Here is a 22,839-nt window from a genome sequence, read left to right on the forward strand (position 1 = left end):
TTTAAAATAAATTTGAACAGCTTCAGAATTTACTGATTAAGAAGACCTTTACTTTTTTTAAAATTATGCTAAAATATCATAACACAGGTAATTCTTTGCAAAATAGATTTACTGAATACGTAAAAATAGACACACAATCTGATCCTGAGTCCGAAACCGTTCCTTCAACTGAAAAACAGAAGAATCTTGGCAGAGTATTGGTCGCTCAATTATTGGATATGGGTATAACAGACGCACACCTGGATGAATACGGGTATGTATATGCTACCATCCCTTCAAATACGACGAAAAATGTTCCTGTAATTTGCTTTTGTTCACATATGGATACTTCTCCTGATTGTAGCGGTTATGGCGTTAAGCCGATTATCCATACCAATTACCAGGGACAGGATCTTGTACTTCCTGATGATCATTCAGTGGTACTGAGAATGAGCGAACATAAAGACCTGAAAGACCAGATTGGAAATGATATCATTACAGCCAGTGGGACAACGCTGCTGGGAGCTGATAATAAAGCTGGTTTAGCAGAAATTATGGAAGCAGCAGCTTTTCTGATGCAGCATCCGGAACATAAACATGGTAAAATAAGAATTCTTTTTACCCCTGATGAAGAAATCGGGCGTGGAGTTGATAAGGCAGATCTGGATAAACTAGGTGCCGATTTTGCTTATACGATCGATGGAGAGACCTGCGGTTCTATTGAAGATGAAACTTTTTCTGCAGACGGAGCAGTCTTAACTATAAATGGTATTAGCTCACATCCCGGTTTTGCAAAAGGCAAAATGGAAAGTGCAATTAAGATTCTGAGTGATATTATCAGTGCTTTGCCAAAAGATAAACTGACGCCAGAAGCTACCTCGAAGAAAGAAGGGTTTTTACATCCGGTTACCATGCAGGGAAATGTAGAACAGGCAGAAGCACATTTTATTATCCGTGATTTCGATGATGCTTTATTAGCTGAACATGGCCATACCTTAGAAGCCATTGTGAAACAGGTTATCGCAGCCTATCCTCATGCTACTTACGAACTGAAAATAAAAGAACAGTACCGTAATATGAAAAAAGTACTGGATCAGCACCCGCAAGTTCTGGAATATGGTGTTATGGCTATTGAAAGAGTTGGTATTCCGGTAAAAAGACAGAGTATCAGAGGTGGTACCGATGGTTCAAGATTGTCGCTGATGGGCTTGCCTTGTCCTAATGTTTTTGCAGGGGAACATGCATTCCATGGTAAACAAGAATGGGCTTCTGTGCAGGATATGGAAAAAGCTGTTGAAACGATTATCAATATAGCACTGATCTGGGAAGAAAAAAGCAATTAATTATTTCAGATACATTGCTGCCAGGAGTTCGTAAGAGCGTAGACGATCATCGAAATTTTCGGTGATCGTTACAGCCATTAGCTCGTTTACCTTGTAATCAGCCAGCAATTTGTCTATTTTTTCTTTCAATACATCTGGGGTGCCAATGAGCATCCTTTGTCTGTTATGGGTTATTCTTTCTTGTTCAGCAGCATTATAGCTGACCTGTTTAATATCATCGTAACCAATAGGAAATAGTCTGCCACCTTTTTCCAGTTGAAGATATCTATAATCCATTACCGCCTGCTGGCGGAAGATTACTTCTTCACTTTCTGAGCAGAAAACACCTATCCCAATATTCGCTTCGGGTACAGCCCTGTCAATAGATGGCTTAAAGCGGTCACGGTAAAGCTGGACAGATTCTGGCCCGCCTAATGGATTAATAAAATGTGCAAATGACATCCCCATCCCAAAATGCGCTGCAAATAAACCACTTTGTCCGCTGGAACTTAATAACCACATTGGCGGTACCGTTAATGCTTGTGGAATGGCGGTAATTCTTTCTTGTATTGTACCAGGCTCTGCAGTATCATGCAGATAATTTCTCAGATCATTCAATTGCTCTAAAAAGTCCTGTTCTTTCCACTGATTGGAAGGATTGAGTACACTTGCAGTAATTCTATCTGTGCCAGGTGCCCTCCCTAAGCCAAGATCAATTCTTCCTGGAAAAAGGATTTCCAGCATACGGAAGTTTTCGGCAACTTTTAATGCACTATGGTTAGGAAGCATGACGCCTCCTGAGCCTAATATTATATTTTTAGTCTCTCCTGCCAGATGTGCGATCAGAATTTCTGGTGTAGAACCAGCTAATGCTGTCGTATTATGGTGTTCAGAAACCCAGAAACGGGTATAACCCAGGTTATCTGCAAGTCTGGCCAGTTCAACAGTTTCCTGGATAGCCTGCTGTGCAGTAGCGCCTTTTCTAACCGGTGACTGGTCAAGGATACTTAAACGAATAGGATGAGTGCTCATAGTGACAAATTGTATTACAAAAATACAATGTCTGCTTCTCAACAATGAGTTTCTGAATTATTGTGACTTCCAGATTATTGAGTAACCCTCATTTCTGCCAGATACTGGTCCTGTCCATCATCAAAGAGTAAATGACATTCCCATCCACATTCTTTAGCAATTATTTTCAGCAGCTGAGGATCAAGATAAAGCCAGTTGAACCATTCTCCTTTTTGGTCTTTATATTCGTACTGATAGGCTATTTCCCCATGATATTTATCAGCAGGTTTCTCTATATCTTCATACAGGTAAGAGATATCGGAGGTGTCAAATAATAATTGTCCGTCTTCGTTTAATAATGATTTTGCATGGTTGAGGAAGATTTTGAAACCAGCAATGGTGCCTGTGAGTCCAATTCCATTCATCAGGAATAATAAAGTGTCAAATTTTTCGCCCTGATAAGTGAAAACATCTCCTTCTACGGCATTTTTCACTCCTCTTGTCTTCATGATTTCGACCGCTATAGGAGAAATATCAAGAGCAATGACATCAAAACCGCGCTCCTGCAGGATCAGTGCATGGCTGCCTGCACCTCCGCCTACGTCCAGGACTCTGCCTTCACAAAGATCCATCGCTTCCAGTTCTATGTCAGGCATTTCTTCTTCTGTACGAAAAAAGATGTCAACAGGCATCTCCTCCGGTTCATCATAAGAATTATGCAGCACTAGCGTTGCTGCGGTACCATTTGTAAACTGATCCTGTAAAGCACTCCCGAAAACGTCCATTGGCGGCAAAGATATTAAATTATTTTTTCTGAAGTATAGGTTCTCCTTCTCCCTGATCCGGTCCTGGTTTGTATTCCAATCTTGTTTTAGGCAGGCTGTCCGGATAATTCTCTCTGATAAACTTAATCATCTCTTCACGGACATAACAGCGAAGATCAAATGCCTGAGAAGAGTTGCGGGCACTCATTAAAAAACGGACTTCTACGGTAGTTGCTTTATTGTCCGTAAGCTGTACAACATTTACTCTTTTATCCCAGAGCGGATGATCAGTAAGCAATCTTGTCAATTCATCTCTTAGCGGTGGAATAGGGATCGTATAATCCAGGTATAAGAAAACCGTACCTAATAACTGGGCAGAAACCCTGGTCCAGTTCTGAAAGGGCTTTTCAATAAAATAAGTAATCGGTAAGATCAGTCTTCGCTGGTCCCAGATATTAATCACCACATAGGTTAATGTAATTTCTTCGACCCGGCCCCATTCACCTTCCACAATTAAAACATCATCAATCCGGATAGGTTGGGTAAAAGCAATCTGAAAACCTGCAAGTAAGTTCCCCAGTGACTTTTGAGCCGCAAAACCAATGATAATACCGCCAATACCTACCCCTGTAAGCAGGCCGGTACCAATTTTGCGCATGCTTTCAAAGCTTAACAAGATAATAGCAACGGTGACCACGATAATCAGTGAGACTATAAACTTTCGGATAAACTGCAATTGTGTCCTGATCTTCCTTTCTTTAAGGTTATCCTCTTTGTTCAGATCATACTTATGATAAAAATAATCTTCCAGTACCTTAATGATCCGGATAAGTATTAAAGCAAAGGTGATAGTCAGACCTATTTCTATAATTCTATTCAGTTGGGCCAGTACGGCATTTTCCATAACCATGAATCCCATGGATATGTTAAGCAGTAATAATGGAATAAAGACTGCAATCGGACCATGCAGATGTTTAATAATAGATTGAATCTCAAAAGTGGCCCAGAATCTGGCGAAGAATTTAAAAATCTGACGAATGATTGCAGTCAGTATAAAACCTAGTATACAACTGCATAAGGCAATAATTATGTTCTGAAGGAACTGTGGAACCTTGTCACTAAAAAAATCATTTATGTACTCCATATTGGTTTAGTCTCACATTCAATTACCTGATGATATTCCGGAATAGCTACATGCTTAAATCCATGATCGTTCAGTCGTTTTGCAAAATGCTGCTGTACCTGGTATTCTCCGTGTACCAGGAAAAGTTGTTTCACCAATGACGGGTTCTGAGAAGAAAGAAACTGTAGTAAATCTTCGTAGTCTCCATGCGCACTCATAGACTGAATAGAAAGTATCTCGGCGATCACCTGAACGTTTTGTCTAAACAGATATACAGTTTTATCACCAGCAAGCAATCTGCCAGCCAATGAACCAGGAGAAGCATAACCAACCATTAAGATGGTATTCTTACTATTGCCGATTGTATTATTGATATGGTGCCTTACCCTTCCTCCTTCGGCCATGCCGGATGAAGAAATAATCACACATGGTCTGTGATCGTTATTTAATGCTTTGGATTCTTCGACACTCTCAATAAATTTCAAGCCTTTAAAGCTAAAAGGATCATCATCTATTTTAAGCACTTCTTTAACCCCGTTATTATAAACTTCAGGATGGTTTTTTAAAACCTGTGTAGCCTGGGCAGATAAAGGGCTGTCTACATAAAAAGGGACATCCGGTAATTTGTGTTTAAGCTCAAGGCTGTTTAAAGCATATAATAATTCCTGGGTTCTGCCTACGCTAAACGCAGGGATCACCACTTTACCTTTTTTATCTATACAGGTATGCTGTATAATTTTAAGCAACATGCTTTCGATTGGTTCAAGGTCTTTATGCAGGGAATCTCCATAGGTAGATTCCATAATAATATAATCTGCCTGTGAAAATGTCTGTGGACTCTTCAGTAAAAGATCGCCATATCTGCCTACATCTCCGCTAAAAGTAACCCGGGTAGATTCGTTGTCTTCTTTGATCGTCAGGTGTACGGCTGCACTGCCAACAATATGACCTGCATCTGTAAAAGATACGCTTACTTCGGGGCAGATCTGAAACTCCTTACCGTAATCAACAATTTTGAACTGGCTTAATGCTGTAATGACATCATCCTCAGTATACAAAGGCTCTTCAGGTTCTTCACCATGCGGTCTCTTTTTATTTGCATATTCAGCATCCTGAGTCTGGATTTTTGCAGAGTCCATTAAAAGGATTCTGGCCAGATCCATTGTTGCAGGTGTACAAAATATGTTTCCCGTGAAACCTTCTGCTACTAAACGCGGCAGTAACCCGCAATGATCAATATGCGCATGGGATAAGATCATATATGTCACCTTTGACGGATCAAATCCAAAATAACTATTCAGCTTTTCTGTCGCCTCACCCATGCCCTGAAACATGCCGCAGTCCAGTAGTATTTGAGTATTGTTTTTTAAAGTAATCAGGTGTTTACTACCAGTAACGGCACGTGCTGCACCATGGAAAGCGATTTTCATCAGAATAAGATATAATAGTTAAATGATGACACCGGATTTACCGGTGCCATTTATAGAATCAGAAGCGTATTAAGCTCTTACTTTTGCAATTTTGTCTTTTACAGTATCAGTAACATCTGATATTTTGTCTTTAGAAGCGTCCAGTAAATCACAGAACCAGTCTGTCACTTTATCTTTTAAGTCATCATTTTTGTCTGAAGATAAGATTAAAGCTACTGCAGCACCAAGGGCAGCTCCTGCCAATATACCTGCAACTATTTTCGTTTCTTTTGTCATAATAATTATCTTTTTATAATAGTCTAACAATATGCGAATAAAAAGGTTCTTAAAAACTGTTAATTTTATATAAAAACGTGGTTTTTTGAAAAAACGATATATGCTTAGAACTTTATCCTACCTGAATCTGATTTTTGCCGTTCTTTATTTTTTAGCCTACCTGCTGAATGGCAATCACTGGGTAGTTTTAGGACTGCTGATTACTGTGGTGTTTAACTGGATGATCTTACGGGGTATGGAAACCGAACAACTAAAATGGTCGTTTTTTCAATGGCTGACAGGAATTATAACAGTATTATTTGCTTCCTGGCTGGGATACAGTACAATTTTATTATTGATGAATACAATTGAATATCATTATTATCCTGCAGAAACTGTCGTGTTAATTATTTCGGGGTTACTATTCTCTTTTACTATCTTTTTGCAGCTTCTGATCAGCCTGTATAAAAAAAATAGATAAAAATTTGAGTAACTATTTGAAAATTACACATATTAATCTATCTTTGCAGTCCCTAAATTCTAGGGAGAAAAAATAATTGTTTAACAAATTAAATACAAGCAAGTGAATACGTTAAGTTACAAAACTGTCTCTGCCAATGCTAAAACTGTTAACAAACAGTGGGTTGTTGTTGATGCACAAGGCGAGATTTTGGGGCGCTTGTCATCGAAGATCGCAATGATCATCCGTGGTAAAAACAAGCCTGAGTACACCCCACACGTAGACTGCGGCGATAATGTGATCGTTATCAATGCGGACAAGATTAAGTTGACCGGAAACAAAATGAACGACAAACAGTACGTTTCATACACTGGATATCCAGGTGGTCAGCGTTTCATCTCTCCAAAAGAGTTATTGGCGAAACATCCTACACGTGTAGTAGAAAAAGCAGTTCGTGGTATGTTACCTAAAACTAAATTAGGTGCTAAATTATACACAAACCTTTTTGTTTATGCAGGTACTGAGCATCCTCATGCAGCACAATCACCAAAAACCATTACACTTTAATTAAAGGAAGAAAGAAATGTCAGTTACTAACACTTCAGGAAGAAGAAAAACTGCTGTTGCGCGAATCTACATGAAAGAGGGCAACGGTACAATTACTGTAAACAGTAAAGATCACAAAGTATATTTCCCTACATTACCTTTACAATATATTGTAAACCAAAGTTTTGAAGTTTCAGAACTTATCGGTCAATACGATGTACAGGTTAACGTAGCAGGAGGTGGTATTAAAGGCCAGGCAGAAGCTGTTCGTTTAGCTATCGCTAAAGCTATTGTTGAAATAGATGCTGAGAAAAAACCGGCATTACGTGCTAAAGGGTTAATGACCCGTGATATGCGTATGGTTGAACGTAAGAAACCAGGACGCAAGAAAGCTCGTAAAAAGTTCCAATTCAGTAAACGTTAATCTCAAGGAGGACAAAGACAATGGCAAGAACAACATATCAAGACTTATTGGATGCAGGTGTACACTTTGGTCACCTTACCCGCAAATGGAATCCAAAAATGGCACCATATATTTTTATGGAACGCAATGGGATTCACATTATAGATTTAAACAAAACTTTAACTAAAACTGAAGAAGCTGCTTCAGCGATCAAACAGATCGTAAAATCAGGTCGTAAGATCTTATTCGTAGCGACTAAGAAACAAGCTAAAGAAATCGTTGCTGATCAAGCAAAAAAAGTAAACATGCCTTTCGTAACTGAGCGTTGGTTAGGTGGTATGTTAACTAACTTTCAAACTGTACGTAAGTCAATCAAAAAGATGTCTAACATCGATAAAATGACTAAAGACGGTACTTACTCTATTCTTTCTAAGAAAGAGCGTTTGATGATCCAGCGTGAGCGTATTAAATTAGAAAGCTTATTAGGTGGTATCGCGGATTTAAACCGTTTACCAGCTGCTATCTTTTTAATTGACGTTAAAAAAGAGCATATCGCTGTTAGCGAAGCGTTGAAATTAAACATTCCAACTTTTGCAATGGTTGATACTAACTCTGATCCTTCTAACATCGATTTCCCTATTCCAGCGAATGATGATGCAACTAAATCTATCTCTTTAATTACTGATGTAATCATCAAAGCAATTGAAGAAGGTTTAGACGAGCGTAAACGTGAAAAAGATGATGAAGCTGAAAAAGAAGCTGTAGCTGCTAAAACTGCTGCTGATGCTCCTGAAACTGCTGCACCTGGCGCTAGAAGAGCAAGAAAAGAAAATGCTGAGACCGAAGAAGGTACAAGCGAAGCATAAATAATATATTTTTGGGTTGTATGTTGTGCGTTGCGGGTTTTCCTTACAACATACAATGTACAACCCATAATTTTTTAGATAAAAACTTAAAAAAGAAAATAAAATGTCAGTACAAATTTCTGCAGCAGATGTAAACAAATTACGCCAACAAACCGGTGCCGGTATGATGGATTGCAAAAAAGCATTAATAGAGGCCAATGGCGATTTCGAAGCTGCGGTTGATTACTTACGTAAAAAAGGAGCTAAAGTTGCAGCAAGTCGTCAGGATCGTGATTCTAACGAAGGTGTTGTAATCGCAAAAGCTACAGCTGACGGAAAACGTGGTGTTGTAGTTGAATTAAACTGCGAAACAGATTTCGTAGCTAAAAATGCTGATTTCATCGCTTTAGCAAATAAATTCACTGATTTAGCGGTTGAGAAAAACCCAGCTACATTAGAAGAATTATTAGCTCTTGAAGTTGATGGTCAGAAAGTTTCTGATATCATCGTTGAAAATACTGGTAAAATCGGAGAGAAAATTGGTATCTCTAAATTTGAAACAGTATCAGGCGAAAAAGTTATTCCTTACATCCACAGTAACTACCGTTTAGGTGTTTTGGTTGCTTTAAATCAAGCTGTTGCTGGTGCTGACGAAGCTGGAAAAGATGTAGCTATGCAAATTGCTGCAATGAACCCGGTTGCTTTAGATAAAGCAGATGTAGACACACACACTATCGAACGTGAAATGGAAATTGCTAAAGAGCAAATCCGTGCAGAAGGTAAACCAGAAGAAATGGTTGAGAAAATTGCTGCTGGTAAACTGAACAAGTTTTACAAAGACAGTACTTTATTAAACCAGGAATTTGTTAAGGATTCTTCTAAAGATGTTCGTAAATTTTTAAATGACACAGCTAAAGATTTAACTGTTACAGCATTTAAACGTGTACAATTAGGATCATAGTTCCTTCAATGATAAATTAAAAGGTCCCTTATTTTAAGGGACTTTTTTTTTGCCCTTATTTTTTACCCATCTTTATTGATTTATAGGGAATATAAGATCTTAATTACTAAAATCAGGTTATGATAGCAATCAGGAATTCGAAATTTTTTAAAGATGGTCAGCCGGTTACTGACGCTGTTGTTTTAATTGCAGATGGCTTAATCAAAGAAATTACCACAGGTGATATTCCATCCGGTTATGAAGTTATAGATGCACAGGGAAATTACCTGTCTCCTGGATTTATTGATCTGCAGATATATGGCAGTGGTGGTAATTTATTTTCTGCCTATCCTGCTGCAGAAACATTAGAACAGATGGATAATGATCTTATTGGTAAAGGAACAACTGGTTTTCTGGCTTGTGTGGCTACAAATTCGCTTGAAATATTTAAGGCGGCAATTGAAGCAGCTAAGGCCTATAAACCACATGCACGTGCTTTTTTAGGTCTTCATTTAGAAGGTCCCTATTTAAATCCTAAAAGACTGGGCGCCCATCCGCCCGAATATGTTCATAAAGCTACACTTGAAGAGGTAAAAGAATTAATCGGTAATGCTGATGGTGTTGTGAAGATGATGACCATCGCACATGAATTACAGGATGATGAAGTGATCAATTATTTACTGGATCAGGGAATCGTACTTTCTCTGGGGCATAGCGATGCTGATTTTGAACAGGCAAATCATGCTTTTAGCAGTGGTTTTACCACAACAACACATTTGTATAATGCAATGCCCTCTATTCATCACAGAAGCCCTAATTTACCGGCAGCAGTTTTTAATCATCCTACTGCTATGGCAAGTATAATTGCCGATGGTGCTCATGTTGATCTGGAAATTGTCAAAATGACTTACAAACTCATGCCTGATAGATTATTCCTGATTACAGATGCAGTTACGGCCTGTACTATTGGCCCATACAAACATCAGTTGGAAGGTACAAGATATGTAACACCGGAAGGAACAATTTCCGGCTCCAATATTACCCTGCTGGATGCTGTGCGTAATTGCGTTAACTCTTGTAATATACCTCTTTCAGCAGCCCTGAATATGGCTTCGGCTCATCCGGCAGTAGTTTTAAAAATAGAGCATCAGCGCGGACAAATAGCAGTAGGAAAAGCGGCAGATTTATTATTAATAACGGATCAGCTGACCCTGCAAAACGTTTTTGTGTCGGGTTTAAGAAACGTTTAAACATTTCAGTCTAATAATTAAAACAAATAGTTATTTTTGGAGTCATGAAGTATAAAAGGATCCTACTTAAGTTAAGCGGAGAATCGCTAATGGGCGAAAAGCAATATGGTATTGATAATGACCGCGTTAAGCAATACGCAGAAGATATTAAAGCTGTTCATGCACAGGGCCTGGAAATTGCAATAGTTATAGGTGGTGGTAATATTTTCAGAGGTTTGAGCGCAGAGAAATCTGGTATGGACCGTGCACAGGCTGATTATATGGGAATGTTAGCTACTGTAATTAACAGTATGGCTTTACAGGATGCACTGGAAAAAGTAGGACTTAAAACAAGATTACTTACTGCAATTAAGATGGAGCAGATCTGTGAACCATTTATTCGCAGAAGAGCAGTAAGACACCTTGAAAAGGGCCGTGTAGTTATATTCGGTGCCGGAACAGGAAATCCTTACTTCACAACAGATTCAGCTGCAGCATTGCGCGCAATTGAAATTAAAGCAGATGTAGTACTTAAAGGAACGCGTGTAGATGGGATCTATACTGCAGATCCTGAAAAAGATCCTTCAGCAACCCGTTATAACGAGATCACTTTCAAAGAAGTTTATTCAAAAGGATTAAACGTAATGGATATGACCGCTTTTACACTTTGTGAAGAAAATGAACTTCCTATTATTGTTTTTGATATGAACAAGACTGGAAACTTTATGAAAATTGCGCAGGGCGAAGAGATTGGTACACTGGTAAAAGGCTAAATTTAATACAAATATATTTTTTTGATAAAAAGCACAAATTATGAACGACCTCATAAAGAAACAATTACAAGATGCTCAGGCAACAATGGACAAAGCAATTGCTCATTGTGAAACTGAATTGACTAAAATACGTGCGGGTAAAGCTTCAGTAGGTATGCTGGATGGAATTGCGGTTGACTATTATGGCAGTGCAACTGGCCTGGCTCAGGTAGCGAGTTTAACTACTCCTGATGCACGTACTATTTTGGTTCAGCCATGGGAAAAAAACATGTTGGTTCCAATAGAGCGCGCAATTATGGAAGCTAACATTGGTATCAATCCACAAAATGATGGTATTGTTATTCGTCTGGTAGTTCCACCACTAACTGAAGAACGCAGAAAAGACCTGGTTAAAAAGGTTAAAGAAGAAGCTGAGCGTGGCCGTATCACAGTTCGTAACATCCGTAAAGATGCCAATGAGAAAATCAAAAAGCTGAAAGGCGAAGGTGTTTCTGATGATGAAATTAAAACTGGTGAAGGTGAAGTACAGAAAATGACGGATCTTTATATTGTTAAGGTAGATAAACATGCCGAAGCAAAAGAGAAAGATGTAATGACTGTGTAAATCTGAACAGTACAAATATAATTTAAGAGTAATTAAAAGGGAATATGGCTTTTGCTATATTCCCTTTGTTTATTTTTGTACTCTATTTTTCTACATGAACTTATTAGTACAGTATCTTAAAAATTATAAATGGATAGTGTGCCTTGCTCTCGCCCTGGCCGCCATTAATATAGGTTTCTCTTTACTTGACCCTTATATCACAGGACGTATTGTGGATAGGTTCATAGAAAAGAAAGATGTCCTGAGCAGGGACCAGTTTGTCTGGGGTGTGCTGGGATTAATCGGATTAGGTGTGGGAGCCGCAATGGTATCCCGTATCGCCAAGAATTTCCAGGATTATTTTACCAGTATCATTGTGCAGAAAGTAGGTGCACAGATGTATGCTGATGGACTAAAACATTCCCTTGAATTACCTTACCAGGTTTTTGAAGATCAGCGTAGCGGAGAGACTCTGGGAATCCTGCAGAAAGTGAGACTGGATAGTGAGAAATTCATTACTTCTTTCATTAGTATTTTATTTGTCAGCCTGATCGGGATGGTCTTTGTGATCGTTTATTCCGTAACGGTAAGCTATAAAGTAACTGTTATTTATTTCCTGGCTATTCCTGTTATTAGTTTTGTCAGCTGGTTTTTAAGCAGAAAAATTAAAGTTATCCAGCGCAATATTGTTGCTGAAACTACCGCACTGGCTGGCTCAACAACAGAATCGTTAAGAAATATTGAACTGGTAAAAAGCCTGGGCCTTGCCAATCAGGAGATAGATCGTTTGAATAAAACTACTTATAAAATCCTTGGCCTGGAACTCAGAAAAGTTAAATATGTAAGAAGTATGAGTTTTGTACAGGGAACTACAGTTAACCTGGTACGGAGTATTATGGTTGTTGTGCTGTTGATCCTTATTTTTGAAAACACGATTTCTGCAGGACAATATTTCTCTTTCCTATTTTATTCATTTTTCCTTTTTGGCCCTTTGCAGGAATTGGGTAATGTAATTCTTTCCTGGAGAGAAGCAGAAGTTTCACTGGGCAATTTTAAAAATATTCTCAATACTCCTGTTGATAAAAAGCCTTTAAATCCCAAGGTGCTGAATAAGATTGAATCACTGGAGTTTTCGGACTTGAGTTTCAAACATCTCACCGGGAAAACAAATGCGCTGAATGAGATAAGCTTTAAAGCCAATGACGGAGAAACTATTGCTTTTGTAGGGCCTTCAGGTTCTGGGAAAACAACATTAGTAAAGCTTTTGGTAGGTCTTTATCAGCCAGAAGTGGGACAAGTATTGTATAATGATATTTCAAGTAAAGAAATTGATCTGGATCAGTTAAGAGAGAAAATAGGTTTTGTTACCCAGGATACTCAATTATTTTCTGGTACGATCAGAGAGAATCTTCAGTTTGTCCGTCCCGGGGCAACAGACGAAGAATGTTTACGTGTGATGGAACAGGCAGCATGTCAGACACTTTTAGCCCGTGCAGATAAAGGCCTGGATACGGTTATTGGCGAAGGAGGGGTAAAAGTATCAGGTGGAGAGAAGCAAAGGTTATCTATAGCCCGTGCATTATTACGCAGACCGGACATCCTTGTTTTTGATGAAGCGACCTCTTCACTGGATTCTTTAACTGAAGAAGAAATCACCGCGACTATCAGAGAAGTCTCAGAATTTACAAATCATATTACAATATTAATCGCACACAGGTTATCAACTATCCGTCATGCAGACCGGATATACGTGCTTGAAAAAGGGCATATTATCGAACAGGGGAAACATACAGATCTTCTCGCTGAAAAAGGATTGTATTATGCCATGTGGAGACAGCAGGTAGGAGAAAGATAATTTATATCGTTTCCTCGTGTATATCCTGCAGGGTAAGGCCAAGCAGGCTTTTAGTTTTGGTATAAGTGATGCCCGCTATAATTATAGTCATGCACCCTCCAAAAACCACTGCAGGAACTGTTCTCATTAATTTTGCGGTAAGTCCGGATTCAAATGCACCGATTTCGTTAGAAGAACCGATAAACATGCTGTTCACTGCCGAAACCCTGCCACGCATCCGGTCAGGGGTCAGTAATTGCATGATTGTAGACCGGATCAGTACACTTACGCTGTCGAATGCACCTTCCATGAATAAGAAGACCAGTGTTAAATAAAAGTTCTTAGAAAGGCCGTAACAGATTATACTGGTGCCAAAACCAACTACAGCTACTAAAAGGTTTCTCCAGGGCTTGTTCATTGGAGAGACCCTGGTCATCACCAGCATAGTCAGTACCGCACCACCTGATGCAGCAGCCCGCATAAAGCCAAGTCCTTCAGAACCTACATTTAAAATATCATTCGCAAATACAGGTAATAAAGCAACTGCGCCGCCAAAAAACACGGAGAATAAGTCCAGGCTCATGGCACCCAGCATCATTTTACTCTTAAATACAAACTGTACCCCCTCGGTAAGGCTTTTCATAATGCTTTCTTTAGGAATATACTTTGGTGGGTGTGATTTCAGAAAGAACACGCAGATCAAAGCGATGAATATAAAGAGAATGATAACCGTATAAGTAACTGTGATTCCGTAAAAACCATAAACTAAGCCGCCAACTGCCGGCCCCAGGATAGAAGCAGTCATGTAAGAAGAACTGTTCCAGGTACTGGAATTAGGATAAAGTTCTCTTGGAACTGTCATCGCCATCAGTGATGAAGTTGCGGGACTAAAGAAGCCTCTGGCAATACCTATTCCAAAGACCATACAATACATGATCGGTACAATATAGCTTTCAGGAACATAAGGATGCATCTGAGGCGAAGTCGAAACCAGCATAATCAGTGAACAGACAAAGACCCCCAGAAATATTTTCAGCAGCAGTCCTCTCTTTTCGGATTTATCAGCCACATAGCCTCCATAGAGGGCTATACCAATTGCCGGAAGTGCTTCACAAAGACCTACCAGTCCTAATGCAAGAGGATCTTTGGTTAAGTGATAAATATGAAAGCCAATAATTACTGCTTGCATCTGATAGGCAAACGTAAAAAAGAAACGCATACCAAGGAAAGATCTGAATTCCCTGTAACGCAGGGCAGCATAAGGATCTTGTTTGTCTACAATTGTGGGACTGTCCAAAAGAATTTGATTTGAAACAAATGTATGTGATAAGGAAGCATTTTTAAAATGTAATGTCAAATATGACAGAGTCATATTTGACATACAGATTATTTAACCAGGTCGTAGAAATCCTGGTAAGCATGCTTCATGTTTTCGGCCTGATTAATTGCAGAAGAAGCCGCAATTCCAAAGATGCCGGTTTCCATCAATGCCTCAACGTCTGTGAGCTTAACACCACCAACGGCTAATACCGGTAGATTGATCTCTTTTTCCCGGAGCGCTGAAACGATCTTTGCATAACCCTCAAGACCCAGCCAGGGAGAATTATTAGGCTTGGTATCGGTATGACTGAAAGGGCCGCAGCCTGCATAATCAGCACCTTCTGCAGCGATTCTGATTAATCCTTCTAATGTATTTGAAGAGCCCCCAATAGTGATGTCTTCTCCTAATTGTTCCCGTAAAGCTTTAAAATCGGCATCCATATCTTCTATGTGAAAACCTTGTATATCGGCTTTCCTGTTCAGGTGAATATGATTGGTCACAATCAATGTCGCGCCCCAGTCATCGCAGATTTCTGCTATAGCATTGATATCTTTTAAAAGAGCTTCATCATCTTTAGTCAGACAACGGTACTGTACCCATTTCGCACCTGCTTCGCAAGCTAACCGTGCTTGTTCGATATGTGTTAAGGTATCAATATCATGTGTGATAAACTGAAGCTTTTCTATGAATTTTTTCATAATTACTTATTGTTGTTCTAACTCCTTCTGATTAAAATTTCCTAAAGTTAAATCTTAAAACTTAACATTCAGAGATAATAACAAGTTCGTCCCTGCCTGTGGAAAATAGTAATTGTCAGTTATACGCTGACCACCGCTAAAAGAAGCATAGGTAGCTCCATTAGACTCATATTTTTTGTTAAGGATATTGTTCGCCAGTAAACCGATATTCATGTTTTTTACTCCTTTGAAGCTGAAATCATAACCTAAACGGATATTATTTACCCAGTAACCATTTAGTTTTCTGCCTTCATTTTGTGTATTATCAAGATATTGTTTGCTCACATATTTACTCTGTAAAGCGATCGCAAAACTGCTGAACGGTTTATAGACCAGCTCTCCAAACAAGACTGCATCCGGTGAAAAAGAGATATCTGTATTGGTATAGTTATAAGTAATTTCCTCTTTCGTGTCACTGTTTTTAAGGAATTCAGTGAAGTTTTTGATCTTATTTCTGCTCAGTGCTGCATTCGCGTTGATCAGAAAATAACGGCTCAATGTATAAGAACCATCAAATTCTACCCCAATTCTGGAACTATTAGGTACATTTTGACGAATAGGTGCACCTACATCACTTAGCTTTCCTGTAACTACAAGCTGATCTTTGTAAAACATACCATATACATTCAATCCAGCGCTATAATGAGCGTCTTTAATGCGATATCCTGCTTCTACATTATATAGACGCTCAGGATGCGGAACTGTGCCTGCATTGGCATTGACATAGTCATCACGGTTACCTTCTTTATTCGCCACGCTCAGAGAAGCATATAGATTACTTTTCGGGTCTATGAAGTAAGATGCACCAATTTTCGGATTGAAGAAATTAAGTTTATCATGAATATTTAGTGGTAGCAAGTCATTATCCTTACCTGTAATGTCATAAGTCAGGTTTCTATACTGTAAATCTGCAAATAAATTAAGTTTTTCAACCGGGCTGTAAGATACCTTTGCATAAATGTTGAAATCATTTTTATTCCCGTCCCCATCGTAATAATGATCTGTGTTGTTCAGATTTGAGGAGATTTGTGACCAGCTGATCTGGCCGTAGTGTTTTCCACGATATTGATTATAGGCTCCGCCGACAGTGAAATTCAGACTGGAAGAAGCTTTATAATTGAAACTATAGGTTGCTCCGTAGAAGTTATTATTCAACCAGCGTCTGCGTACAAGATCGGTTGATAATACCGGAGCTCCGTTAATAATTGGATTTTGTAAGCCATAATCAGCAAAGAGTTGTCCGGGCTGAAATTCTTCAAAATAACCTCTTCCATACGTATAATGCAAAGCTCCGTTAAAAGAGAACTTATCATTAAACTGTTTTGCATATAAAACCTGATAATGATCCTGCCAGTAATTATCATTCTGATCTTTGTACAAGAAAGAATTATATTTTCTGTTGTCAGCGTTTAAAAGATTGGCAGCATCAGCTTCATTCAGTCCATTTTTGGCGATATAGTCTTTAATCGCATTTACATCACCCCTTAATTTAAACTCTGGAACACCATTCCATGACTGATAAGTTTTCTCAGAACCAGAAAAAACATTGATTCTTAACAAGTCCGTTTTTCCATGATAAGCACCAGATAAGAAATAAGATTTTAATAAGGATGCACCGCGGTCTACAAAACCATCTGACTGTATGCGCGATAAACGGCCGTCAAAACTGAATTTATTATCAATTAGTCCTGTTCCTATCTTCACCGTGTTTTTTAAGGTATTAAATGAACCATAAGTGCTGTTAACTTCTGCATAAGGCTCTAAAGCCGGGGCAGAAGTCTGTATATTTAAACTTCCGCCAAATGCACCCGCACCATTGGTAGATGTACCTACACCACGCTGAATTTGAATACTTTCTACAGAAGAGGCAAAATCAGGCATATTAACCCAGAATGCGCCCTGACTTTCAGCATCATTCAATGGAACGCCATTGATTGTGATATTAACCCTTGTAGCATCACTGCCTCTGATGCGGATACCCGTATAACCTACACCTGTACCTGCATCAGAAGTTACGACTACCCCTGGGGTATTGTTCAGGATGAAAGGTAAATCCTGTCCGAAGTTATTGGCTTCAATGTCAGATTTACTCAGGTTTTTATAAGTTGTACCTGATTTTTCCGTAGCTCTTGTTGCCATGACAATAACTTCGTCAGCCAGATAAGCTGATGGTTCCATTGCAAAATCAATTTGCTGGTCTCCATTAACTTCAATGGTTTTGTGCTGGGTCTCGTAACCGATAAAACTTACAGTCAGGACGTATTTTCCTGCTTTAATGTTTTTTAGCTGGTATTCGCCTTTTGTATTGCTGCTTGTGCCGTTGTTCGTGTTTTTTAGGCTGATACTTGCCCCTGGCAGGCTGTTATATTTACTTTTTTCGGAAACTGATCCCGAAATGGTGAATTGCGCTTTGGCAAACACAGGTAAAAGGAACACAGTGATAACTGCGATCAATAATTTTTTCAATTTGCTACTGTTTTTTTAGTAAAACCTGTTGTAAATAGGGCCAATACAACATAATTAAACTCCATAACTCCAATCCCTCCGCCGGCATTATCCGGATCAGGTGCATATTTGAATAGCATGATATAAATTCAGCTATCAAATAATGGGTATGATCTCAGCCTGTTTTTATGTTTTTTGCAAAACAAGGCACCCCTTTTGATATCAGCAAATGTATAAAATTTTTTAGATATAGCAATTAAGCGGCTTCTAAACCGTTATTCTATGTCCTCTTTTTCGCTTAATGCGTTATTATATCCCTGTGCGTATTTAATGCTTCCCCAGGCAGTTAACATGGTGATGACATCTTCATCCTTAAGCGGACCGGAGAGTTGACTTTTACAATAATCTAAAAATTCTGTTTCGTTCATTTCGTTTATTTATTTATTGTCTTTTTTTCAGATAGCCTCTAATCATGTGAGTATCATCTACTATTTTGTTCTTTAAGTTTATACTGATCTTAAAAACTGATCTACCGCTGCAATCGCATTTTGCAAACGGTTTTCAATACCACCCACAACGATATAATTCGCCTCCAGGTTTTTCAGCTCTTTATGCCAGGTAGCCATAAAATGTTCCCGCATATGCGGAAAGTCACGTAATGGGTCTTCTTGCCATGGTAAATCAATATCAAGCAGTATATAAAGATCATATGTTCTTTCTGATAGTGCATCCAATACCATTTGCGGGGTTTCGCCGAGCATTTCATCACTCCAGATCTTGACGGTCAGAAAGGTGGTATCGCAGAAAATGAAATCTTTTTCTGTAATGGCCAGAATAGATTCTTCTAGAGCTATTTGTCCGTGAAACATATTAATCTCATCCTGCATAGTACATGGAGCTGTCAGTGCAGCACAATAATACCTTGCATATTCCGCTACCCAAAGCGTATCATAGTGTTTAGCCAGTAATTTTGTCAGTGTTGATTTACCTGTGCTTTCAGGGCCAACGATAGCTATTTTCTTAGTCATGACTTTTCAATGTAATTTCTGTTTCTAACCTTGATTTTTTCCATCCCTGGTAACCTACCCATGCGATATAAACATATAAAGCGTACATGATTGCCGTAGCGTAAAGATCTTTTGAAATATAAACACCCACATAAATGATATCAACAAAAATCCAGATCAGCCAGTTTTGCAAGACTTTTCTGGCAAGGAATATTTGAGCAACCAGGCTGCATGCAGTACAAAAACTATCTAAAAATGGATAAGATGCTTTCGTAAAATAATGAAGCAGCGTTCCGGGAAGAATCGTAAGGAGAATAATAGCAATAGCAGATAATACCATTTCTTTATTGGTAATGGAGCTGACTGGTCTGGAAGATTCAGGATTATTTCTGTTTTTGCTCCAGAAATACCAGCCGTAGGCATTCGTTACTAAAAAATATACCTGCAAACCCATGTCTGAGTATAATTTGCTCTCAAAAAAGATAAAAATATAGATTAGCACACTGATAATAGCGAGGGGCCAGTTTAGAATATTATTCTTTGCGGCCAGCCATACGCAGAGTGTTCCGGTGATGACACCACACCATTCCAGCCAGCTGGTTATCGTTAAAAAATGTTCAATGCTTTCTCTGACTACATCAACTATAGCTACCATGCGTCAAATGTAAAATTATTTTTCTTTCCACTGATTATTTGGAATTATTTTAAATAGCTTGAATTATCATAACATATCTGTTACATTTGTTGCTATTGATAATCTATCTAAATAATACATATGTTTAAAAACAAACTATTTATTCTAACAGCAGTGATGTTGTTTAGCAGTTTAATTGCTGTAGCACAACAACATGCAGTTATTAAAGGCAGCGTTACGATAGCTAACGGGAAAGCTGCATCTCAAATCTCCATTATGTTAAAAGGTAAGGGCATTGGTACTACAACAGATGAAAAAGGGGATTTTATTCTTAAACATGTCAAAGCCGGAACCTATATTATTAAAGCTTCAGCAGTAGGTATCCACCCTATTGAAAAGACAGTATCTGTAAGCATTGGGGAAACTCAAACTGTAGATTTCGTTTTAGCTTTAAACGAAGAAGCTTTACAGGAAGTTGAAATCGCAGTAATCAAAAATAAATATAAAATAAGCCTTCCTTCTGCCACCTTAAGGTTAAATGAACCTTTATTGGAAGCACCTCAGAACATTCAGATTGTTAGTGAGCAGGTGCTTAAAGATCAGCAGATAACCAGTATGAGTGATGGGGTCATCAGAAATGTAAGCGGGGCCATACGTACTCAGCACTGGTCTGATATGTATGCAAATATCAAAATGCGGGGTTCACAGATTCAGGCTTTCAGAAATGGTTTTAATGTTGTGAATTCTTTTTGGGGACCACTTACCGAAGACATGAGTTTTGTAGATCATATTGAATTTGTTAAAGGCCCGGCCGGTTTTATGTTAGGAAGTGGTGATCCAAGTGGTTTATATAACGTAGTGACTAAAAAACCTACGGGAATTGATAAAGGAGAAGTATCATTCACAACCGGAAGTTATGGCCTGTACCGCACAACTGTTGATTTTGATAAAAAACTTACTGAAGATGGTAAGTTATTATTCAGATTGAATGTATCCGGACAAAATAAGAAATCACATAGAGACTTTGAATACAATGACAGATACAGTATAGCTCCGGTATTGTCTTATCAGACCGGAAATACAAAAATTACTGCTGAATATACTTTGCAGCAGGCGAAAACCAGCCAGGTTGGCTCCTCTTATGTTTTTGGGGTAAAGGGGTATGGGACTTTTCCGGTTGGTTTCTCACAATCAGATCCTTTGATCCCACCTACCACCATTAACGATCAAAGCATTACATTGAATGTGCAGCACCGGTTTGATGAACATTGGAGGCTAACTGCTCAGGGTGCGTATTACGACTATAATATGAGAGGTAACAGTGCCTGGCCGTCTAAAGTAAATGCTGATGGAACACTTATTCGCAGCATTGGGCTCTGGGACGCAACCAGTAGCATGAAACTGGCCCAGGTATTTTTAAACGGAAATTTCAATACCGGTAGTATTCAGCACCGGATCCTTGCGGGCTTTGATGCCGGTGATAAAAAATATGAAGCTGACTGGAATGCCAGCGTTAAGCTGGACACAGATGATAATCCATTTAACAGTGAACATCCTGTTTATGGTACCAATCCTGCAGCTTATACTGCTTTTGACGTCAGAAGACTGACTCCTTTAAAAGAGAGGGCTATAGATGCGGGTGGGTTAGTAGGGTCTAAATATCACTCCTTTTATCTGCAGGAAGAACTGGGTTTCTTTAACAATAAACTGAGATTGACCCTAGCCGGCAGGTTTACCAATATCAAAGAGTATAGCTGGGGCCTGACTGCCGAAAATCCCAATAAAGCAAACCAATTTTCACCAAGGTTTGGTTTAAGCTATTCTATTGACAATAAAACCTCATTATATGCTGTTTATGACAAAGCTTTTATTCCTCAGAGTGGAATACTCAGAAATGAGGCTAAGATTAAACCGCTTACGGGAGTTAATACAGAATTTGGTATTAAAAGAGACTGGCTTGATGGGAGGGTTAATACTACTTTATCGTTTTACAGAATCATAAAACAAAACGAACTAACCAGCGATCCAACTGATCCAACAAGGAGATACAGCGTTATTCTGGGTGAAAAAAGAGTACAGGGTATTGAATTTGACTTAAGGGGAGAAATTGTGAAAGGGTTGCAGTTAATTGCCAATTATGCTTATACAGACGGAAAAGTAACTAAAGCTAATCCGGATGTGGAAAGCATCAGGGTTGGTGATGTGGTGCCGGGTTTTGCAAAACATACTTCAAATGCCTGGTTAACTTATGAACTGCAAAGCGGACCGTTGAAAGGTGCTGGAGTTTCGACTGGATTTTCGTGGCAGGTTGGCCGTGTGCCTGGTTCCTGGAGCAGATCTGATGATAAACCTTTACCAAATTATTTCCGTTTGGATGGTGGATTGTTCTGGAGCTGTGGTCCTGTTAAAATCACGGGTAACGTATTTAATATATTAAATAAATATCTGTATGATGGTGAGATCTATAATTTCGGGACTGTTACCGCTTATGCATGGCAGACTGAGCCCCTAAGAAATTACAGGGTAGGAATTGCTTACAGGTTCTAATATTTCCGATATAGGAATTCAGAAACAATCCGGGCCCTGATCATTGATCAGGGCCCGGATTGTTTCAATAATTTATTTTTTACTATTAGGTGAAGAACTGAAATTCAGTGTGGTTTTAACCCTTACGTCTGTTGTTAAGGTTCCTCTTAACACATATTCCAGCCTTACCTTAAGGCTGTTACCTTTAACGTATTTGTCTATAAAAATCGAATTATCGATATCCAGTACCAGAGAAGATCCGATATGTTCTGAAACATCGCTTCTTGAGGCCACCATGATTTCATCGCCAACCCCGTTCGAAACAAATACTTTGATAGACTTAAACATCCCCATGCTTTTATCACTTGGATCAGAAGCAATAATTTTTGCCGCAGCGATTCTGACATCCCTGATGTAATCACTTCCACTTTGATTCCCGAATGTTTCATCAAAGCTACTGGCTGTACTGGTAACCGAAGTTACTGCATCGGCTTTTGAAGTTTTAGGAATAACCAGTGTCGCAGTATAAGGGAAACTGGATTTAATAATTGACTGGACAGTTCCGCATCCACTTAATAAGATAACAGCAGCAAAGACTGTATAAAGTAATTTCTTCATTGTTTTTTATAATGTATGACAGCGTCAGATTTGCTCTATTAACGCTTAAAATTT

General features: G+C 38.8%; 23 protein-coding genes and 1 riboswitch. Of the genes, 11 read left to right on the forward strand and 12 right to left on the reverse strand.

Features of this window, described 5'->3' with window-relative positions:
- Positions 1-65: 65 nt before the first annotated feature.
- Positions 66-1,322, forward strand: coding sequence for a peptidase T (gene pepT, locus HDE68_RS07315; RefSeq protein WP_183880493.1), 1,257 nt, complete (start codon positions 66-68; stop codon positions 1,320-1,322).
- On the opposite strand, the gene HDE68_RS07320 is transcribed toward pepT, so the two are convergent.
- The 5 genes from HDE68_RS07320 to HDE68_RS07340 form a co-directional block, all read right to left on the reverse strand.
- On the reverse strand, positions 1,323-2,333 hold the full coding sequence (locus HDE68_RS07320; protein ID WP_183880495.1) for an LLM class flavin-dependent oxidoreductase: 1,011 nt from the start codon (positions 2,331-2,333) through the stop codon (positions 1,323-1,325).
- 74 nt (positions 2,334-2,407) lie between these two features.
- Positions 2,408-3,097 carry a class I SAM-dependent methyltransferase gene (locus tag HDE68_RS07325; RefSeq protein ID WP_183880497.1) on the reverse strand — a complete coding sequence of 230 codons (690 nt, stop codon included), beginning with the start codon at positions 3,095-3,097 and terminating at the stop codon, positions 2,408-2,410.
- Between the two features lie 19 nt (positions 3,098-3,116).
- A complete protein-coding gene (locus tag HDE68_RS07330) occupies positions 3,117-4,220 on the reverse strand; it encodes a mechanosensitive ion channel family protein (RefSeq protein ID WP_183880499.1) in 1,104 nt (367 codons plus the stop codon).
- Positions 4,208-5,629 (reverse strand): MBL fold metallo-hydrolase RNA specificity domain-containing protein, encoded by a 1,422-nt coding sequence (locus HDE68_RS07335; RefSeq protein ID WP_183880501.1) that lies wholly within the window; start codon positions 5,627-5,629, stop codon positions 4,208-4,210. The genes HDE68_RS07330 and HDE68_RS07335 overlap by 13 nt, the downstream gene beginning before the upstream one ends.
- A gap of 69 nt (positions 5,630-5,698) precedes the next feature.
- The gene (locus tag HDE68_RS07340) at positions 5,699-5,905 is read right to left on the reverse strand and encodes a YtxH domain-containing protein (protein ID WP_183880504.1); all 207 of its coding nucleotides are present in this window, start codon (positions 5,903-5,905) and stop codon (positions 5,699-5,701) included.
- Positions 5,906-6,005: 100 nt separating this feature from the next.
- Between HDE68_RS07340 and HDE68_RS07345 the strand changes: the two genes are divergently transcribed.
- From HDE68_RS07345 to HDE68_RS07385, 9 genes are all read left to right on the forward strand, one after another.
- Positions 6,006-6,365, forward strand: a complete 360-nt coding sequence (locus HDE68_RS07345) for a hypothetical protein (protein ID WP_183880506.1) — start codon at positions 6,006-6,008, stop codon at positions 6,363-6,365.
- A gap of 102 nt (positions 6,366-6,467) precedes the next feature.
- Positions 6,468-6,911: a 50S ribosomal protein L13 gene (rplM, locus tag HDE68_RS07350; protein ID WP_068404336.1), complete on the forward strand. Its 444-nt coding sequence runs from the start codon at positions 6,468-6,470 to the stop codon at positions 6,909-6,911.
- Positions 6,912-6,927: 16 nt separating this feature from the next.
- Complete coding sequence (gene rpsI / locus HDE68_RS07355; RefSeq protein WP_183880507.1) at positions 6,928-7,314, forward strand: 30S ribosomal protein S9; 387 nt, start codon at positions 6,928-6,930, stop codon at positions 7,312-7,314.
- 20 nt (positions 7,315-7,334) lie between these two features.
- Complete coding sequence (gene rpsB, locus HDE68_RS07360; protein ID WP_041883002.1) at positions 7,335-8,159, forward strand: 30S ribosomal protein S2; 825 nt, start codon at positions 7,335-7,337, stop codon at positions 8,157-8,159.
- Positions 8,160-8,262: 103 nt separating this feature from the next.
- The gene (gene tsf / locus HDE68_RS07365; RefSeq protein ID WP_183880509.1) at positions 8,263-9,099 is read left to right on the forward strand and encodes a translation elongation factor Ts; all 837 of its coding nucleotides are present in this window, start codon (positions 8,263-8,265) and stop codon (positions 9,097-9,099) included.
- Positions 9,100-9,218: 119 nt separating this feature from the next.
- On the forward strand, positions 9,219-10,328 hold the full coding sequence (gene nagA / locus HDE68_RS07370; protein WP_183880511.1) for an N-acetylglucosamine-6-phosphate deacetylase: 1,110 nt from the start codon (positions 9,219-9,221) through the stop codon (positions 10,326-10,328).
- A 44-nt stretch (positions 10,329-10,372) separates the two neighbouring features.
- Positions 10,373-11,080, forward strand: a complete 708-nt coding sequence (gene pyrH, locus HDE68_RS07375; protein ID WP_183880513.1) for a UMP kinase — start codon at positions 10,373-10,375, stop codon at positions 11,078-11,080.
- Positions 11,081-11,120: 40 nt separating this feature from the next.
- Positions 11,121-11,684, forward strand: coding sequence for a ribosome recycling factor (gene frr / locus HDE68_RS07380; RefSeq protein ID WP_183880515.1), 564 nt, complete (start codon positions 11,121-11,123; stop codon positions 11,682-11,684).
- A 94-nt stretch (positions 11,685-11,778) separates the two neighbouring features.
- Positions 11,779-13,518 (forward strand): ABC transporter ATP-binding protein, encoded by a 1,740-nt coding sequence (locus HDE68_RS07385; protein ID WP_183880517.1) that lies wholly within the window; start codon positions 11,779-11,781, stop codon positions 13,516-13,518.
- A gap of 1 nt (position 13,519) precedes the next feature.
- Here HDE68_RS07385 and HDE68_RS07390 read toward each other — a convergent pair whose 3' ends face one another.
- The 6 genes from HDE68_RS07390 to pnuC all read right to left on the reverse strand — a co-directional run bounded on the left by HDE68_RS07390 (position 13,520) and on the right by pnuC (position 19,662).
- On the reverse strand, positions 13,520-14,794 hold the full coding sequence (locus tag HDE68_RS07390) for an MFS transporter (RefSeq protein ID WP_260171686.1): 1,275 nt from the start codon (positions 14,792-14,794) through the stop codon (positions 13,520-13,522).
- 89 nt (positions 14,795-14,883) lie between these two features.
- Positions 14,884-15,516, reverse strand: a complete 633-nt coding sequence (locus HDE68_RS07395; RefSeq protein WP_183880521.1) for a thiamine phosphate synthase — start codon at positions 15,514-15,516, stop codon at positions 14,884-14,886.
- Between the two features lie 54 nt (positions 15,517-15,570).
- Positions 15,571-18,021: a TonB-dependent receptor gene (locus HDE68_RS07400; RefSeq protein WP_183880523.1), complete on the reverse strand. Its 2,451-nt coding sequence runs from the start codon at positions 18,019-18,021 to the stop codon at positions 15,571-15,573.
- 56 nt (positions 18,022-18,077) lie between these two features.
- Positions 18,078-18,225: riboswitch (TPP riboswitch) on the reverse strand.
- A 50-nt stretch (positions 18,226-18,275) separates the two neighbouring features.
- On the reverse strand, positions 18,276-18,428 hold the full coding sequence (locus HDE68_RS07405) for a hypothetical protein (RefSeq protein ID WP_183880525.1): 153 nt from the start codon (positions 18,426-18,428) through the stop codon (positions 18,276-18,278).
- Between the two features lie 78 nt (positions 18,429-18,506).
- On the reverse strand, positions 18,507-19,028 hold the full coding sequence (locus tag HDE68_RS07410; RefSeq protein WP_183880527.1) for an AAA family ATPase: 522 nt from the start codon (positions 19,026-19,028) through the stop codon (positions 18,507-18,509).
- The gene (gene pnuC / locus HDE68_RS07415; protein ID WP_183880528.1) at positions 19,021-19,662 is read right to left on the reverse strand and encodes a nicotinamide riboside transporter PnuC; all 642 of its coding nucleotides are present in this window, start codon (positions 19,660-19,662) and stop codon (positions 19,021-19,023) included. Before pnuC ends, HDE68_RS07410 begins: the two co-directional genes overlap by 8 nt.
- Positions 19,663-19,782: 120 nt before the next feature.
- On the opposite strand from pnuC, the gene HDE68_RS07420 reads away from it, so the two are divergent.
- Positions 19,783-22,188, forward strand: coding sequence for a TonB-dependent receptor (locus HDE68_RS07420; protein ID WP_183880530.1), 2,406 nt, complete (start codon positions 19,783-19,785; stop codon positions 22,186-22,188).
- Between the two features lie 72 nt (positions 22,189-22,260).
- Here HDE68_RS07420 and HDE68_RS07425 read toward each other — a convergent pair whose 3' ends face one another.
- A complete protein-coding gene (locus HDE68_RS07425; RefSeq protein ID WP_183880532.1) occupies positions 22,261-22,785 on the reverse strand; it encodes a hypothetical protein in 525 nt (174 codons plus the stop codon).
- Between the last annotated feature and the right edge of the window lie 54 nt (positions 22,786-22,839).

It is taken from the genome of Pedobacter cryoconitis, assembly GCF_014200605.1.
GTDB classification, from domain to species: Bacteria; Bacteroidota; Bacteroidia; order Sphingobacteriales; family Sphingobacteriaceae; genus Pedobacter; species Pedobacter cryoconitis_B.